Source organism: Mesorhizobium ventifaucium, assembly GCF_935822925.1.
GTDB lineage: Bacteria > Pseudomonadota > Alphaproteobacteria > Rhizobiales > Rhizobiaceae > Mesorhizobium > Mesorhizobium ventifaucium.
This window is the reverse complement of the sequence record NZ_CAKXZS010000004.1, coordinates 95,753-111,489: the sequence shown is the minus strand read 5'-3', so window position 1 is coordinate 111,489 and position 15,737 is coordinate 95,753. Positions and strand designations below refer to the sequence as shown.

Annotated in this window: 8 protein-coding genes; 7 read left to right on the top strand and 1 reads right to left on the bottom strand. The window is 61.0% G+C overall.

Annotated elements, in window-relative coordinates; all coding sequences use genetic code 11:
• Positions 1–10: 10 nt before the first annotated feature.
• Positions 11–2,338, bottom strand: a complete 2,328-nt coding sequence (locus NMG70_RS04125) for a type VI secretion system Vgr family protein (protein WP_254023353.1) — start codon at positions 2,336–2,338, stop codon at positions 11–13.
• A gap of 200 nt (positions 2,339–2,538) precedes the next feature.
• On the opposite strand from NMG70_RS04125, the gene tagH reads away from it, so the two are divergent.
• From tagH to NMG70_RS04090, 7 genes are all read left to right on the top strand, one after another.
• On the top strand, positions 2,539–3,597 hold the full coding sequence (gene tagH / locus NMG70_RS04120) for a type VI secretion system-associated FHA domain protein TagH (RefSeq protein ID WP_254023352.1): 1,059 nt from the start codon (positions 2,539–2,541) through the stop codon (positions 3,595–3,597).
• 381 nt (positions 3,598–3,978) lie between these two features.
• Complete coding sequence (gene tssL / locus NMG70_RS04115) at positions 3,979–5,487, top strand: type VI secretion system protein TssL, long form (protein ID WP_254023351.1); 1,509 nt, start codon at positions 3,979–3,981, stop codon at positions 5,485–5,487.
• 22 nt (positions 5,488–5,509) lie between these two features.
• A complete protein-coding gene (tssM, locus tag NMG70_RS04110; RefSeq protein ID WP_254023350.1) occupies positions 5,510–9,073 on the top strand; it encodes a type VI secretion system membrane subunit TssM in 3,564 nt (1,187 codons plus the stop codon).
• 159 nt (positions 9,074–9,232) lie between these two features.
• Entirely contained in the window at positions 9,233–10,000 is a 768-nt protein-coding gene (locus NMG70_RS04105; protein ID WP_254023349.1) for a PP2C family protein-serine/threonine phosphatase, read from the top strand.
• Between the two features lie 5 nt (positions 10,001–10,005).
• Positions 10,006–12,723: a serine/threonine-protein kinase gene (locus NMG70_RS04100; RefSeq protein ID WP_254023348.1), complete on the top strand. Its 2,718-nt coding sequence runs from the start codon at positions 10,006–10,008 to the stop codon at positions 12,721–12,723.
• Between the two features lie 11 nt (positions 12,724–12,734).
• Positions 12,735–13,241, top strand: coding sequence for a DUF1036 domain-containing protein (locus NMG70_RS04095; protein ID WP_254023347.1), 507 nt, complete (start codon positions 12,735–12,737; stop codon positions 13,239–13,241).
• A complete protein-coding gene (locus NMG70_RS04090) occupies positions 13,238–15,571 on the top strand; it encodes a M23 family metallopeptidase (protein WP_254023346.1) in 2,334 nt (777 codons plus the stop codon). Before NMG70_RS04095 ends, NMG70_RS04090 begins: the two co-directional genes overlap by 4 nt.
• Positions 15,572–15,737: the final 166 nt, after the last annotated feature.

Here is a 15,737-nt window from a genome sequence, read left to right as displayed (position 1 = left end):
AGCCCTCCCCTCAATTCTGTTTTATTTCCGAGCCTTTCATCGTGATGTCGCTCGACGCCTTCACGTTGATCTTTCCCGAAGCTTTGACGGATATGTCCTTGCCCTCGATCGAAATCGTGCCGTCCTTTTTCATTGCGATTGCCGCCGAGCCGCACTTTATCACGATCGAATCGCCAGCTTCGATCAGCAAATCCTTGCCGATCTTGATGAGCCCGTCCTCGCCTACCTCGACGGCGCTGCCCTTGGCTATCTTGAGCGCTCTGGAACCGCCGACCTCGGTTACGTCATCCTTAGCGATCTTGGCCGATCGTCCAGCCCCGATATCGGTGCCTTGATCTTTTGCGATCTTGATCGTCTGGCCGGCCCCTATCTGCACGCTCTGCGCCGCCGCGATGTTCCAACTGTCCGCCGCCCCGATGCTGTGGCTCTGCGCCGCGCCTACAGTGACCGACCGCGTCGCGCCGATCGTGTTCGCTTGTGGGCCACCCACGGTTCGGGTCTCGGATGTTCCGACCGAATCGACACGAGCCGCGCCGACAGTCACCGTCTGAACAGCCCCGACCGTTTGTGTGTGCGCAATCCCGATCGTCTCCGTCGAGTTCGACCCAATACTGATCGTTTCGTTCGAGCCCACCGTCAGCGAGCGATTGACCCCCACCGTCTCGGTGTCGTTGTTGCCGATGTCCGTGGTCTGGTCGACGCCGACCTTTACCGTCTTGTTGTTGCCGACGTCCTCGTCGAGGTTGTGGCCGACGGAGTGCTTGGCGTCGTGGTCGATGCGGTCGGACTGGTCGTGCTGCACCAGCTTGGTGCGGTCGTTCTTGATCAGAAGGTTGTGGTCCTTCTGCGCCTGGAAATTGACCAGTTCGGAGCCGGCCTTGTCCTCGAACATCAGCTCGTTGTATCCGCCGCCGCCTTTCGAGGAGTCGGACTTCCAGCCGGATTGCGTGGCGCTGCCCGGCAGTCCGTAGGGCGGCATCTGGGAGGCGTTGTAGACGCGGCCGGTGATGATCGGCAGATCCGGGTCGCCTTCGATGAAGTCGACGATCACCTCCTGACCGATGCGCGGGATCTGGATGAACCCCCAGCCGCTGCCAGCCCAGGTCTGCGACACCCGCACGAAACAAGAACTGTTCTGGTCCTTCTTGCCGAGACGATCCCAGTGGAACTGCACCTTCACCCGTGCATATTTGTCGGTGAATATTTCCTCGCCGGACGGGCCGACCACCGTCGCCGTCTGCGGGCCGCGCATGATCGGCCGGGTCGTGACCCGCGGCGGGCGATAGGCCAAGGCGGTCGGCGCCACGCCGAGGATCACCTTGAAGTTCTCGCTTTCGACGTCGGCAAGGGCTCTGTAGCCCGGATCGAACAGCCTGTATTCGGCGCTGACCACCAGATACTCCTGGTTCTGGTCTTCTCTTGGGAAGCCGTCCAGCTTGAACGTGCAGCCGGAATACAGGCCGCGCACGGTGCCGACTGCAGCGATGCGCTGGTGCACGGCCTGGATCTCCTCGCGCCGTATCGCGGCCAGGCTGTCGCCGCGGCCGACGTCGAGATGCGCGCCGGGCTGGCGGTAATTCTCGCCCGCCGCCAGCTTGTGACTGAACGGCTGGGCGGATTTGGCCATCAGGTCGGCGCCCGGTTTCTTGAAATCATAGTCGGTATGGACATAGGCGCCCGGCCGCACCGAGCTGCCGGGGATCCATTCCGTGATGTATTCGACATCGCGCCGGGAGCCCTGCCCTTCAAAGTGATAGGGCACCTTCTCATAGCCCGGCGCCGGCTTGAGCTTGTTCATGGCGTCGGCGAGCACAAGCGTGTGCTTGCCCTCGTCATGCTCGAAGAAATACAGGATGCCTTCGTGCTCGAGCAGCCGCTGCACGAAATCGAGATCGCTCTCGTCATACTGGACGCAATACTCACGCGGCGGATAAGACCCTTGCAGGCGCTTCTCGAATTTTGCCGTGCTGTATTTCGAGAAAACCTCCTCGACGATTTCGATGACGCTCATGTTCTGGAAAATACGGCAGTCGGTGGTATTGCCGAGAAACCAAAGCCATGGCCTGATGACGGCTTCGTAATAAGCCAGACGGTCCTCGATCCGGGTCAGCCGAAACTCGGAGACGAGGCCGCTAAACCAGCGTTTGGGATCGGATTCACCTTCGATCGAAACCGCACCGCCCAGCATCTTCAGCGGATCGATCTCGGGGCTGCCGCTTACGAACCCGACCGTATAGGCCAAACAACGACTGATCTCATCGCGCCCGACAAGATGCGTGAAGGTCAACAGGTCAGCGCCAACCGGCGTCTGCACAACCGTGGCACGTTCGTTCGGCATGGGTCGTGCCCCCTCCCGCCGCTCGTTTCTGCCTGAGCCTAGCACATGTCTTGCACCGACCAAAGGGGACCCTTGGTAGCTGCAGCCTGGTCGCCTGTGGAATCATCGACTTGAACGCTTCTGTGCCGCCGCGCTCAGAAATTGCTGGTATAATGGGGCGTCCTGGGTGAGTTTTCCCAACAGGATCGACGGCGATTTGAATGTACATCAGGCTGCAGATCAACAATGTCGTCTCCCTGCCCGCCGGTATGTCGACCGGCTACTCCGCTCGTGATCGCAGCTTTGAAATCGGCCGCGAGGCCTGTGACTGGACCTTGCCCGACCCCGACAAGTTCATCTCCGCCAGACACTGCGAAGTGCGTTACCAGGCAGGCGCGTTCTGGCTGCACGATATCTCGCGCAACGGCACATTCATCAACGGATCGACCCAGCGCATGGCCGGCCCTCACCGGCTCGGTCAAGGCGACCGGTTGCTGATCGGCCGCTATGTCGTCCTGGTTTCGATTGATGACGAGCGCGCCCCGACAGGGCAGCCTCGAAGCAGCCACGGTTCGACGCAGCGACAAATGCCTGTCGCAACCGGCCGGCCGCTGGATTTCGCAGGTCAGCCTTTCTCCGAGCCGGTGGAGCAACGGCCCGGGCAGAGAGCACCGGCGTCGACGTCTTCGCCGCCCGCGCTTCTCGCTTCGACGAGAGACGAGGTGCTGCGGGAAATCGCGATCGCAGCCGGCATCTCGCCGGAATTGCTTCAATCGCGTGATCCGCATGAAGTGGCCGCCGAAATCGGCGCGGTGCTTCGAACGGTTGTCGAGGAGCTGGCCCAGCTGCTGAAGGCACGTGCGGCTGCGAAAATACTGGCCAAGAGCACACACCGCACGATGATCAGTTCCACCGATAACAATCCCCTGAAATTCGTCCCGGGAACCGACGACATCCTCGAAATCATGTTTGCGCGGCGCAGATCCGGCTACCTTGATGCCAGGCACAGTGTCGAAGACGCGTTCCGCGATCTCAAAACGCACGAATTTGCCACCTATGCAGCCATGCAAGCTGCGCTCTCCCGGCTGCTTGACGACCTATCGCCTGAGGCGATCAGCAAAAAACTCCCACCCACGTCATTCACATCGAAGAAGGGCCTGGCTTGGGACGCCTTCGTCGCCAAATGGCGGACCATGGAGGAAGCACACGAAAACGGAATGCTGGACATATTCCTGGCCTATTTCAGCGAAGCCTATGCCAAAGCCGACAAGCAAAAATAGGTAAGGCAGACTAAACTGGGCAGATAGCTCGGAAGTCGGATCGGCTTGCTGCGATGACCTTCGGCTGCCGAACGGATAATGCAACAAGTGGGACGTATTAGAGCTTTGCAAGCCAGAAAAAAATCCGTTCGCAGCGCTGCATCTGGTTCCAATCGACCGTTTCTAAGCTTACGATCACTTACGACAGCTCGCCAGCGGGTAAGGCTGATTGACCTGGGGTCTGCGGCACATGTCATGTTACGGCGGGATAGAAAAATATAGCCGATCTTCCTCCAGACACTGCCCTCGCCAGCAGCGCCTGCAGTTCCTGCGCCTGGCCGGGGACCGTTTTGCCCTGATGTGGCGCACACGCGGCGCACACGCGTGGACGGACGTTTGGCGATGAGATCGAAGGACGATCCTTTCGGCCCAGCGGGCAAGACCGTTATTCGCGCACCGCGCCGCGCTGAAAAATCAGCGCCGGCTCCTCACAGACCTGTTCCCGACGACGGGCGCCCCAGTCCCTCGCAGGATTCAACGGTTTTCGATCCGGGTGTGGGTCGCCATGCACCGGGCTGGACATCCGGAACCGTGATTTATCAGGGTGCAGACCCCGGCGCAGCGGCGGCAACCGGCTCCTTTGCGGCGCCGAATTCAGCCATTCAGCAGGACATCCTGCTGCATGCCACGGACAGCGTCAAATACTCCGCAGCCAATCCGATCCTCGCCGCGGCCGCTCCTTTGCTGATGCTGTTTGGCCAGCTCAGGCTTATGGCTGTCGAAAGACAGGCGGAGCAGCTGTCGGAACATGTTGCCGAGGCGATCGATAAATTCGACCGGACGATGGAGAAAGCCGGTGTTCCCGAAGAAGACGCACGGATCGCAAAATTTGCTCTCTGCGAAACCGCTGACGACCTCATCGGTAACCTGCCTTGGCCCCAGACAGACTCCTGGGCGCAGCACAGCATGCTGTCACAGTTCTTTCGCGTCGTGCCCACCGGCTCGGGATTCTACGAAGCGCTGAACAAGATACTGGCGGCGCCGGAGGCACACTACGATTTGCTTGAACTGATGCATGCCTGCCTGTCGCTGGGGTTCGAAGGCCAGTATCGAGGTCTTGCGCGCGAGGACAACAATCTCGAACGCGTTCGACGCGACGTCTACGAGACGCTTCGCTACTTCAGGGCGCGCGCCGACGACGACATCTCGCCGCACTGGCAAAGCCTGGCGGTGTCTAGCCCACAGTCGTCGGCCCGGTTGCCGCTCTGGGTGATTGCGGCGGCTGCGTCTGCGCTGCTGACGGCGGCATTCTTCGCATTGCGGGTCTTCATCACCAACGAGGGCGACGCCCTTGCCGGCAGGTTGCTGGCGCTCGATCCGTCGACGCCGATCGCCATCCAACGCGCCAGCGTGGTGCCGGCGCCTGCGCCGGTGAAAGTCGCTCCGCCTGTCGCTGCTATCCCATCTCAGATCGATCGCATCCATGCCGCACTGGCCAAGACTATCGCGCGCGGCGGGCTGACCCTCGGCACGCAGGGCAGGTTCATCGTCGTGGAGATCAACAATGTCCTGCTGTTCTCGTCCGGCAGGGCCGAGATAAAACCGGAGTTTGCAACAATCGCCGCGGACATCGCCGCCGCACTGGAACCGGAGCCTGGACCGATCATGATCGTCGGCCACACAGACAATGTGAAGCCGCGAAAATCGAGCCCGTTCAAATCCAACTTCGACCTTTCCATCGCCCGGGCGGAGGCCGTCGAAGCGGTGATGGCGCCACGGTTCAGCAAGCCTTCCCGGATCACCGTCGACGGCAAGGGTGAAGACGAACCGATCGCCGACAATGCGACGCCGGAAGGCCGCGCGCAGAATCGCCGTGTCGACTTGATGATCCCCAAGGAGGAAACCCTGTGAGCACGGCCATTTGGAAGCGCCTATGACGCGTTGGCTGTTGCGGATATTCAGCGCGATCGCGTTGGCCGGTTTCGCGGCAGCCATCTGGTTTGCCGGACCATTGATCCGCTTTGCCGACACTCGTCCACTGGCACCCGTCTGGCTGCGCGTCACGATCATCGGCGTGATCGTTGCGATCGCGACGCTGTTTTATGGAGTGCGTTTCTGGCAAAAGCGTAAGGCGCAAAAGGCGCTCGAGACGATAGTCGCCCGCAATGACGACAGGGATGACGACTCGCAGGTGCTCGAGGTTCGTATGAACGAAGCCATCGCTGCGCTCAAGCGGTCGAGCGGCAAGCGCAATTTCCTCTACGAAGTTCCCTGGTACGTCGTCATCGGCCCGCCCGGCGCCGGCAAGACAACGGCGTTGGTCAATTCGGGTCTGAATTTTCCGCTTGCCGGTTCGGGGCAGGCCCAGCCGGTGGCCGGCGTTGGCGGCACACGATCCTGCGACTGGTGGTTCACCGATCAGGCGGTGCTGATCGACACCGCCGGACGCTACACCACGCAGGATTCCAATGCGCAGAGCGACAAGAAGAGCTGGCTCGCCTTCTTGTCGCTGCTCAAGCGATACCGCACAAGGCAACCGATCAACGGGGTCATTCTGGCCATCAGCCTTGCCGATCTCATCAGCCTCGATGATCGGCAGCTTGACATCCATGTCGTTGAAATACGCAGCCGTCTGCGCGAAATCCACGAAACACTGAAAATCCAGTTCCCAGTGTACCTGCTCTTCACCAAGGCCGACCTTGTCTCCGGTTTCATGGATTATTTTGGCGGTTTCGACGAGCAGCGCCGCCGCAAAGTGTGGGGCGCGACATTCCAGACCGCCGATCGCAGCAAGAACATGGCCGGTGAGGCACCGGCCGAATTAGACGCATTGGCAAAGCGCCTGGCAGAGGAGATGGCCGACCGCCTGCAAGAAGAGGCCGATCCGGTGGCGCGCATAGCCATCTTTGGCTTTCCAGCTCAATTTGACGCGCTAAAAAGCCGTATTGCCAGTTTCGTCGCCAGCCTATTCGATCCGGCTCGCAGCCAGGTGAATGTCAGCCTGCGTGGACTGTATTTTTCGTCAGGCACGCAGGAGGGCACGCCGATCGACCAGGTGCTGGGCGCAATCGGCCGCAGTTTCGGCAGCGCTTCTGGCGCCCATCTTTCCGGCACCGGCAAAAGCTTCTTCCTGCATGATCTTCTGACCGGCGTCATTTTCGCCGAATCCGGCTGGGTTTCATACGACAAATCGGCTGAAAAGCGTGCAGCGATCGCCAGATATGGCGGCCTTGGCGCAATAGCATTGATGGCTGCCGGGGCTCTGGGCACCCTGGCCCTGAGCTTTACCGCCAACAGGTCGCTGATCGCTTCTACCACGCAAGCCGCAAGCCAGTATCGCGAGACTGCCGACCCGCTCCTCAAAAGCACGACGGTCGCCGACGTCGACCTCGAAAACGTCATCGGCCCGCTCGACCAGTTGCGCGAACTGCCGGCCGGGTTCGACACCGATGACTTGCCGACCCCGATCCAGGAGACGTTCGGCCTCAGTCAGCGGGAAAGACTGCTTTCGGCATCAAAAACAGCTTACCGGCAGGCGCTGGAGCGCATGTTCCGCTCGCGCCTGCTGCTTCAGGCCGAACGGACGATCCAGGCCAGGATGGCTGATCCCAGCGCGCTCTACGAACCGCTGAAGGTCTACATGATGCTTGGCGGCAAGGCGCCCAAGGTCGACGACGAGTTGATCGTGTCCTGGATGAGGCAGGACTGGGAGCAGAACCGGTATCCGGGTGAAAACAACCGCGAGGGACGGGCGCAACTCGAAAAGCATCTGCGGGCCATGCTTGCGCTGGACGACGCCTATGATCCGGTTTTCGAACTCAACCAGCCACTTGTCGAAGCCGCTCAACGCTCGCTCGGACGCATGAGCCTTGCCGATCGTGCCTCTGCCCTGGTCAAGTCGGCGGTATACGCCGCAGCGCTGGACGATTTTTCCGTCTCCGTCAAAGGCGGGCCGGAAGCGCAGCTGTTGTTCGAGCGTGTCGATGGTGGCGATCTGTCAGGCCTTCGCGTTCCCGGGATCTACACCTATAGCGGCTTCAACAACTTCTATCTCGGACAACTCTCGCGCATTGCGCAGATGCTTGTCGATGAGCAGTGGGTTCTCGGCGGCGGCGCCGAGCAAGGTGGCATCGACCAGGAGTTGCCAAAACTCGGTCCCGAACTTGTCGAGCGCTATGGAAGGGAGTTCGCCGCAGCGTGGAACAGCGTTCTCGACAGACTGAAGTTCAAGGCAGTGCTGGAGGACAAGCCGGACTATATCGCGCTCTCCGCTGCCGCGTCACCGACCTCGCCAATCGACCAGCTGTTTACGGCGATAGCCGACGAAACAGCACTGACGCGAGACGCTGGTTCCAGCGAAGAGTCAGGCTCCGAGGCCGAAGCCGGCATGCTTCAAAACCAGCCGCAAAACGCTGCAGATATCGCCAGGGGATTGGCCCGCATCGGCATTCAAATCGCCAGCGGCAAATCGCAAAGCCGGGCCGGCACAGGGTCCGCTAGCGCGCAAAACCAGAACCCTGGGGCGAACATCGAAGCACAATTCAGATCATTTCAGGCATTGGTGAGCGGTCCCGCCGGACGCCGCCCAATCGATGCACTGACGCAGAATTTCCGCGACATCTATCAAAGCCTGCAATTGGCGGCCGATGTCCCTTCGCAAACGGAACGCGCCAACATGAATCTGCAGCTGCAGATATCCACCCTTCGCGCCAATGTCTCGCGGCTGCCCAAGCAACTCGCCCGAATGGTTACTGCGACCGCCGACGAGCTCGACGGCAACGTCGCAGAAACCTCGCTGACGAATTTGAACCAGATGCTCGACCAGACGGTCACCCGCGCCTGCGAGGAGATGGTCGAGGGCCGTTATCCCTTCGCCAGCGATGGCTCGGAGGATATTGCGATGGCGGATTTCGCGAAACTGTTCGCTCCAGGCGGACTGATGGACCGGTTCTTCGCACAGAATCTCGCATCGCTGATCGACATGACCGGCCAGGACTGGAACTGGAAGCAGGATGCGCGTTTCGGGCGCGACCTGTCCAAGTCGACCTTGAAAAACTTCCAGCTGGCGGCGGAAATCCGCAATGCCTTCTTTCCTTCAGGTGGTTCGGTACCGTCGGTCAGTGTCACTTTTACGCCGTTTTCTCTGCATGGCGACGCCGATACGGCGGTACTCGACGTCGATGGCCAGATCGTCCAAAGCAACCAGGCGGGCAACGCGCCAAGCACGGTGACCTGGCCGAACGGCATGGCTTCCGCGTCGGCGAGCCTGAGCCTCATTCCCCAAATGCCGGGCCGTGAGTCCGCGATCAAGTTCGATGGTCCGTGGGCACTGAAGCGCCTGCTGGACAAGGCTGATATCACCAGCACCGGCGGCAACACGGAAGCCCGCTTCGTGATCGGCGGACGCGATGTCGCCTATACGGTCCAGAGCAGTTCGGACCCCAACCCTCTCTTCCTTCCTGCGCTTTCCGGGTTCAGCTGTCCAAAGGCGTTTTGAGATGACCCTTGAATTTTCCAATACGATGCGGCTGTCCATCGGCAACAGATGGGCGGACGTTGATTTCGATACTCTAACGTTCGAGCCTGTGGCAAACTGGCGCGAGCGAGCGCCTGACGGTGCGCCGCAGAGGACGCTTGAGAAGCGCTTGGTGGCAAAGTGAACAATGTCGCCCTTCCCTTTGAAAGCTTCGGCGTTAGCCACAGAGGCTGTGTCCGTGAGCTCAACGAAGACAGCTATCTGGTCGAGCCGGAAACCGGCCTGTGGGTGGTGGCCGATGGAATGGGTGGACATGATGCCGGGGAAGTCGCTTCGGCCAGCATTGTCGATCATCTGGCAACGATCGGCATTGCAAGCTCTGCACCGGATCTTCGCGCGCGCTTCGAGGACCGGCTGAGCCGGGCAAATGCCGAAATCCGCAGGATATCGGAATCCCGCGGAGTAACCATTGGCTCCACTGTCGCCGCCCTGCTGGCGATGGATGGGCGCTTTGCCTGCCTGTGGGCAGGCGACAGTCGCGTTTATCTGATCCGCAACGCCTCGATCTCGCAGATTTCGAAGGACCATACCGAAGTCCAGGAACTTCTCGACAGGGGCATGATCAGTGCAGCCGAAGCGCTCGCCTGGCCACGCCGCAACGTTATCACGCATGCGGTCGGCGTCAGCGACGAGATCGTCATTGATTTCCAGCAAGGCGAAATCATGCCGGGCGACATATTTGTGTTGAGCACCGACGGGCTGACAGCGCATGTCACAGACGCCGAGATTGAGGCGGCGGCGGTGTCGGCGACACCTCAGGCGGCATGCGAAAACCTGCTTCAAATGGTGCTGGCGCGCGGGGGAACGGACAATGTCACGATCGTGCTCGTCAAGATCGGAGACGGGCGCAGTGGGGCCTATCCCGGTCCTTCCAGAGCGGAAGGTTGAGGCTGATGAGCGCCGACGACAAGACGCGGATATCGCCTGACGTGGCCACCACAGCCGTAGGCACGCAACTCAGCGGCATCTATGAACTGGACGAGCGGATCGCATTCGGTGGCATGGGCGAAGTCTACCGTGGCCACAACATCCAGACCGGCGACCACGTCGCGATCAAGATCGTATTGCCCGAGTTCGCCCGTGACCAGACGATCCTGTCGCTGTTCCGCAAGGAAGCATCGATCCTCAATCACCTGTCGCACGACGCGGTCGTGCGATATCACGTCTTCACGATCGACCCCGGTATCGGTCGCCCCTACCTTGCCATGGAGTTCGTCGACGGCCAATCGCTGTTCGATATCATGCGACGTGGCCCGATGCCGACGGAAGACGTGCGCAAGCTCTGCCATCGTCTGGCTTCCGGCTTGAGCGCCGTGCACCAGGCGGGGGCGATACACCGCGACCTCTCCCCGGATAACATCATCCTGCCAGGAGGCCGGGTCGATCGCGCAAAGATCATCGATTTTGGCATCGCGCGGTCGGCGACCGTCGGCGGCGAGACGCTGATCGGCGGAAAGTTCGCGGGCAAGTATAACTACGTTTCTCCCGAACAGCTCGGGCTGTTCAGCGGCGATGTCAGCGAACAATCCGACATCTACAGCCTGGGCCTGGTGCTGGCCGCTGCTCTGCGCGGGAAACCGATCGACATGGGCGGCTCCCAGTTCGAGATCGTGGAAAAACGCCGAACCGTTCCGGACCTATCCGACATCGACGCCGATTTTCGTGGAATTGTTGAGGCCATGCTGCAGCCGGATCCACAGGAACGGCCGATCAGCATGGCGGATATCGCCAGGGCGACACGTGACGACACGGACGAGGAGACAAGGCCGCCAACGTCCATCACACCGCGCGACCGGACGCCGCGAACGGGGGGAACCGCTGCGCCTGGCCCCAAGCTTCCCGGTCCCAAGCTTGCCGGTCCCAAGATGGCAAGTCAGCCTCCGGCGGCTGCCGGTGAGCAGCGCTTCGTTCCGCATGTCCGGCCGGCGCTTCTGTCCGAGCCAAGGCCTTCGCCAGTTGCCGGTCCTGCTCGGGCGGTTTTGCCAAAGGTCGCTGCAAAGTCCGCCAAGACCCGATCGATCGCGATCGCTGCCTTGGCGATATTAGCTGTCGCGTCGGGTGCAGGCGTTTATCTCAGCGGCCTGATGACGCCTTCCACACCGACCGCCGGCGATACAGCGTTCTTGTCGCCAAACGCGTCAAAACCGGCCCCGACGGATAGCGCTGCAACTTCGCCGGGCGATGAGCCGGCAAAGGCAGTTCTACCTGAGCAGTCACAAACAGAAGCCACTGCGCCGCCAGCTGAAAGTCAGGCAGCTGCCGCGGCGGATCAAAAGTTGGAGCCGACACGACCCGCCGAAATCCTCTCACCATCCGAGGAAACCCCGGAACGGTCGGCATCCGAAGAAACGTCGGAGCCGGCGGCATCCGAAGAAACGTCGGAGCCGGCGGCATCCGAAGAAACCTCGGAGCCGGCGGCAGCCGAAGCGCAGCCGCCAGCTGAAAATTGGCCAGATGCCGCGGCGGATCAAAGGTTGGAGCCGACGCGGCCCGCCGAAGTCCTCTCGCCAACCGAGGAACCCCCGGAGCCGGCGGCATCCGAGGACACGTCGGAGCCGGTGGCATCCGAGGACACCTCGGAGCCGGCGGCAGCCGAGGCGCCATCGCCAGCTGAAAATCGGGCAGATGCCGCGGCGGATCAAAAGTTGGAGCCGACACGGCCCGCCGAAGTCCTTTCGCCAACCGAGGAAACCCCTGAGCCGGTTCCGCCGCGCATCCAGGTCGCGCCCAACCCGCCGGCTGACAAGGCCTCGCCGCCCCCAGCGGTCCAGCCCGAAAGGTTGGAGAGCCGGAAGCCCGATCAACCGGCCAGCCAGCAGGCCGCGAGGGTGCCCGAACCCGCTGTAAGCCAGACGGATGATGCGAGCGCAAAACGGCAGCGGTACGAGCCGGCGCCAGGCAAACAGCCGGGCGAAGCCACTGTTGCCTTGAACGTGCCGAAACCGGACCTGAAACTGCCGCCGAAAAATGCCCTTGACCACGCTGCGCAACGGGTCTCCTGGGTGCGGGACTTCAACGGCGGCGACTGTTTCTATGCGACGTTGACGTCGGCAACCGAGGCCGCCGTCGCGATCGAGGGATTGGGCACAGAGGTCCAGCCGTTCGAACGAATGCTGTCCGATTTCCAGGCAAGATTCCGTGTCGAACCGGACATCAGCGTCCGCCTCATTGAGCCGGCTCAATGCGAAGTCACCAACTTTCTGCGCTTTCTGGACCAGATGCCGGCTGACAAGCCGCAGCTTGTTCTCGATCGAACGACGGTGCCGAGCGGCTCGCCGATCGGCGGCTCGCTGGTGACGCATGGCGGCCTCATTTCCAGCGTGCTGCTGATCGACCACAGGGGCATGGCATTCAGCCTCGACGATCGTATCTTGGCGCAAGCAGACAAGGCCACTTTCAACATTCCGATCGATCTCGGCGCAGCCGACAAGGCGGCCGGCAAGGTCGTGCCGCAGATCATAATGGTGATCACGGGTCCACAGGATATTCACGCTGCGGCGTTCTCCGCGCCGACACCGGCCGCGCTGCTGTTGCCCAGGATTCTCGAAGAGATCGACATCAACCGATCTGAGTTCTCCGCCACGGCAAAGTACTTCCGGCTCGGCGGGTAGCATGGACGCCGATGGACTTCCGCAGCTCGCGTTTTTCCTTCCTGACCGCTGTCCCGCCCAACAATCAGCGTGACTGGCTTCGCGGCCTGCTTGCCCTGAGAGGCCGTATCAGACTTGCGGTCATATTGGGCGCGACATTGCTGGCTCTCCTGTCGTCCCACGAAGCGCGCGCCGAATTCACCGTCTGCAATCAGACACTCGACGTCGTCAATCTCGCTGTCGGCCAAAAGGTCGACAATGCGGACCAGACCGATGGCTGGTGGACCATCGGCGCAAATCAGTGCGTGAACGTCATCCGCGAGGAACTCACCAACCGCTACATTTACATCTATGCGACGGACGTTTTTGGCCATGCGACCCTGACCGGGTCGACCGAAATGTGCATCGACCGGCGGCGTTTCTCGATACGCGGCATCGATGAATGCTGGCAGCGCGGCCATATCGCCGCACGATTTCTCGAAGTCGATACGCTTGAACAGGTGCGGTGGACCTTTTTTCTGACCGGAAGCAATCCGTGACGCACAGTATCGACACAAGCTTCAGGTTGAAAAAGCAGGCGCACGCCGCCCTGCGCAGACGCAGGCTCTGGCGCAGGCTCCTTGCCGGTCTTGCCGTGGTTGTCCTGTTGTCGATCGCTGCCGGCTTCTATCTCACTGCGGATTATTGGTCGTTTGGCGACGAAGATGAGGAGTTGCACGCCGTCGAGGGAACCGACGATGTGCCAGCCGACGCATCTGTCTATGTGCCTGCCATCATCGATCTCGCAGGCGACCCGATGTGGATCACCCTTGCGCCCGACACCGGCGGCGCAACAAAAAGCCAGGTGATCCCGCGCCCGGCAGAACTCGATGGGGCTGGCGTTTCTCCCCAGATCGAAATTCTGTCTGACGTGATGCTTAGCGCCAGCGAAAAGTTCATGACAACGATACCGTCCACGCAAGAAGATTTCGCATTCTTCCAGGCGCAGCGACAGACCGCGCCGGCGCCATCCAACGAGCTGCAAAACGATGTTCAGCCACCGCCCGTTCTAAACGAGGCTCCGGTTGCTTCGGACCCGCAGGGGGATGCCGATGATGCCGAAGCAGGTTGGGGCGAAACAATCGATTCAGGCGAGGCAGCCCTTCCCGCGTTCCAGAAAACCCAGATCGAAAACAACACAAGCGTTGCAAATGTCATCAGTGAACATCAACGATACGAGGCTACCGAAGACACGTTCGTAAAGATCCTCAACGACCGCAGCTTGGACAGCGTTGCGCTCGATGCGCATTTCTCCGCCGAGGATGCCAAGCTGGCAGGCGAAGCCCTGAAGGCGCTTTTCAATCGGGAAAGCCTTGAGCCAGGTTATGTCGTCGCCATGCGCGGTTTCAGGCCGACGCGCGAGACGACAACCATGTCCCTCATGCAGGTTTCGATCTACGCCAGGAACGTATTTGTCGGCACGCTGACGCGCAATGCCGCCGGTGTGTTTGTGTCTGGTGTGGACCCCTGGGTCCGCGAAGACCTGTTCAACTACTCGGGTGCACAGGCGCAAGGCACGCACAAAAGGCAATACCGGCTGCTCGACGCAATCTACTCGACAGCAGCGCGCAACAAAGTTCCGACCGGCGTGATCGGAGAAGCGATCATGTATCTGTCGCGAGGACAGGATCTGGATGCCTTCGCCAGCGAAGACCAGCGTCTGGTCCTGATCTATTCGCAAAGGTCCCGTGGCAAGGAAGAGACGGCCGGACGGGTGCTGTATGTTGGCGTCCAGGGTAGCGAAAAAAGCCTTGACTGTTTCGTGTTCCAGCAGACCGACGGCCAGTTTGCATGCGTTAGCGGCGACGATCAGGTTCGCTCGCTGACAGTCGCCAACGGCATGGTCACCCCGGTCAACGGGGTCATGACCTCCACTTTCGGCCCACGCAAGCACCCAATCCTCGGAACCGTTCGTATCCACAAGGGCGTGGATTGGGCGGCGCCTCTGGGCACGCCGATAGCCGCCGCCTTCGACGGCGAAATCGTCTTTCAGGGCGATGGAAGTGGTTACGGCAATCTGGTGAAGATTTCGCACGGAAACGGCAGTGAGACGCGCTATGCGCATATGCAGAAATTCGCGGACAAGGGCGGTGTCGGCGCGAAGGTGAAGGCAGGCGATATCATTGGCTACATCGGCACCACTGGTCTTTCGACTGGACCGCACCTGCATTTCGAACTCTATCGCAATGGGCAGGCGGTCGATCCGCTCGGCACGGTTACGGCAATCGCGACGGATGCTTCCGCTGTCGAAACGCTGACCGAGCGTATCGTTCAGGTCGAAAGTGGCGGCAAAGCCCGCGCCAAGAACCCACTTTCTTCGGCGACCGGCGCCGGTCAGTTCATAACCAAGACCTGGATCCGGATGATGAACACCTACCGCCCCGAACTGGCGCGGACACTGTCAACCGCCGACCTGCTCGCTCTGCGTTTTGACGCCACCATCTCGCGCGAGATGGTCAGCAATCTGGCGCGCGAAGGCGAAGCCTATCTTCGGGCACGCGGCCACCAGATCACAGCCGGCCGGCTCTATCTCTGTCATTTCCTGGGAATGGAAGGCGCCCATCAAGTGCTGTCGTCGCCGGGTTCGGCGCAATTGAGCGCCGTGCTCGGATCGGCCGTCATCCAAGCCAACCCGTTTCTCACCGGCAAGTCCGCCAGCTATGTCGTGAGCTGGGCCGAAAGGAAAATGGGGCGGAAGCTGAGCCCGGCGATGGTTGAAGTGAGCCAACAGACAACGACAACGACGGAAGTCCGGCAGACATCGCCCGAGTTCGAAAAATACAAGCAGGCAATCACGGCTATGGTGAGTTCCGTTCAGAACGCGCTTTGAGCCAGCGACGTGGCCCCTATCGGAATCGGTTTTGCTGCGCCGACCCCCCGGTTCGCGTCAAAAAGGACGCGCGGGTCTGGTCTTAGTCCAGAGCGGGATGCGTTCAAATTGAACGAGGCATCCCGCTCTATCTATTTGTTTTAGCCGCACTTCTGCGACGCCAAGT

What these genes read in the sequence shown, in the direction of transcription:
- NMG70_RS04125 (WP_254023353.1), bottom strand. Translation starts at nt 2,338, where the DNA reads ATGCCGAACGAACGTGCCACGGTTGTGCAGACGCCGGTTGGCGCTGAC.
- tagH (WP_254023352.1), top strand. Translation starts at nt 2,539, where the DNA reads ATGTACATCAGGCTGCAGATCAACAATGTCGTCTCCCTGCCCGCCGGT.
- tssL (WP_254023351.1), top strand. Translation starts at nt 3,979, where the DNA reads ATGAGATCGAAGGACGATCCTTTCGGCCCAGCGGGCAAGACCGTTATT.
- tssM (WP_254023350.1), top strand. Translation starts at nt 5,510, where the DNA reads ATGACGCGTTGGCTGTTGCGGATATTCAGCGCGATCGCGTTGGCCGGT.
- NMG70_RS04100 (WP_254023348.1), top strand. Translation starts at nt 10,006, where the DNA reads ATGAGCGCCGACGACAAGACGCGGATATCGCCTGACGTGGCCACCACA.
- NMG70_RS04095 (WP_254023347.1), top strand. Translation starts at nt 12,735, where the DNA reads ATGGACTTCCGCAGCTCGCGTTTTTCCTTCCTGACCGCTGTCCCGCCC.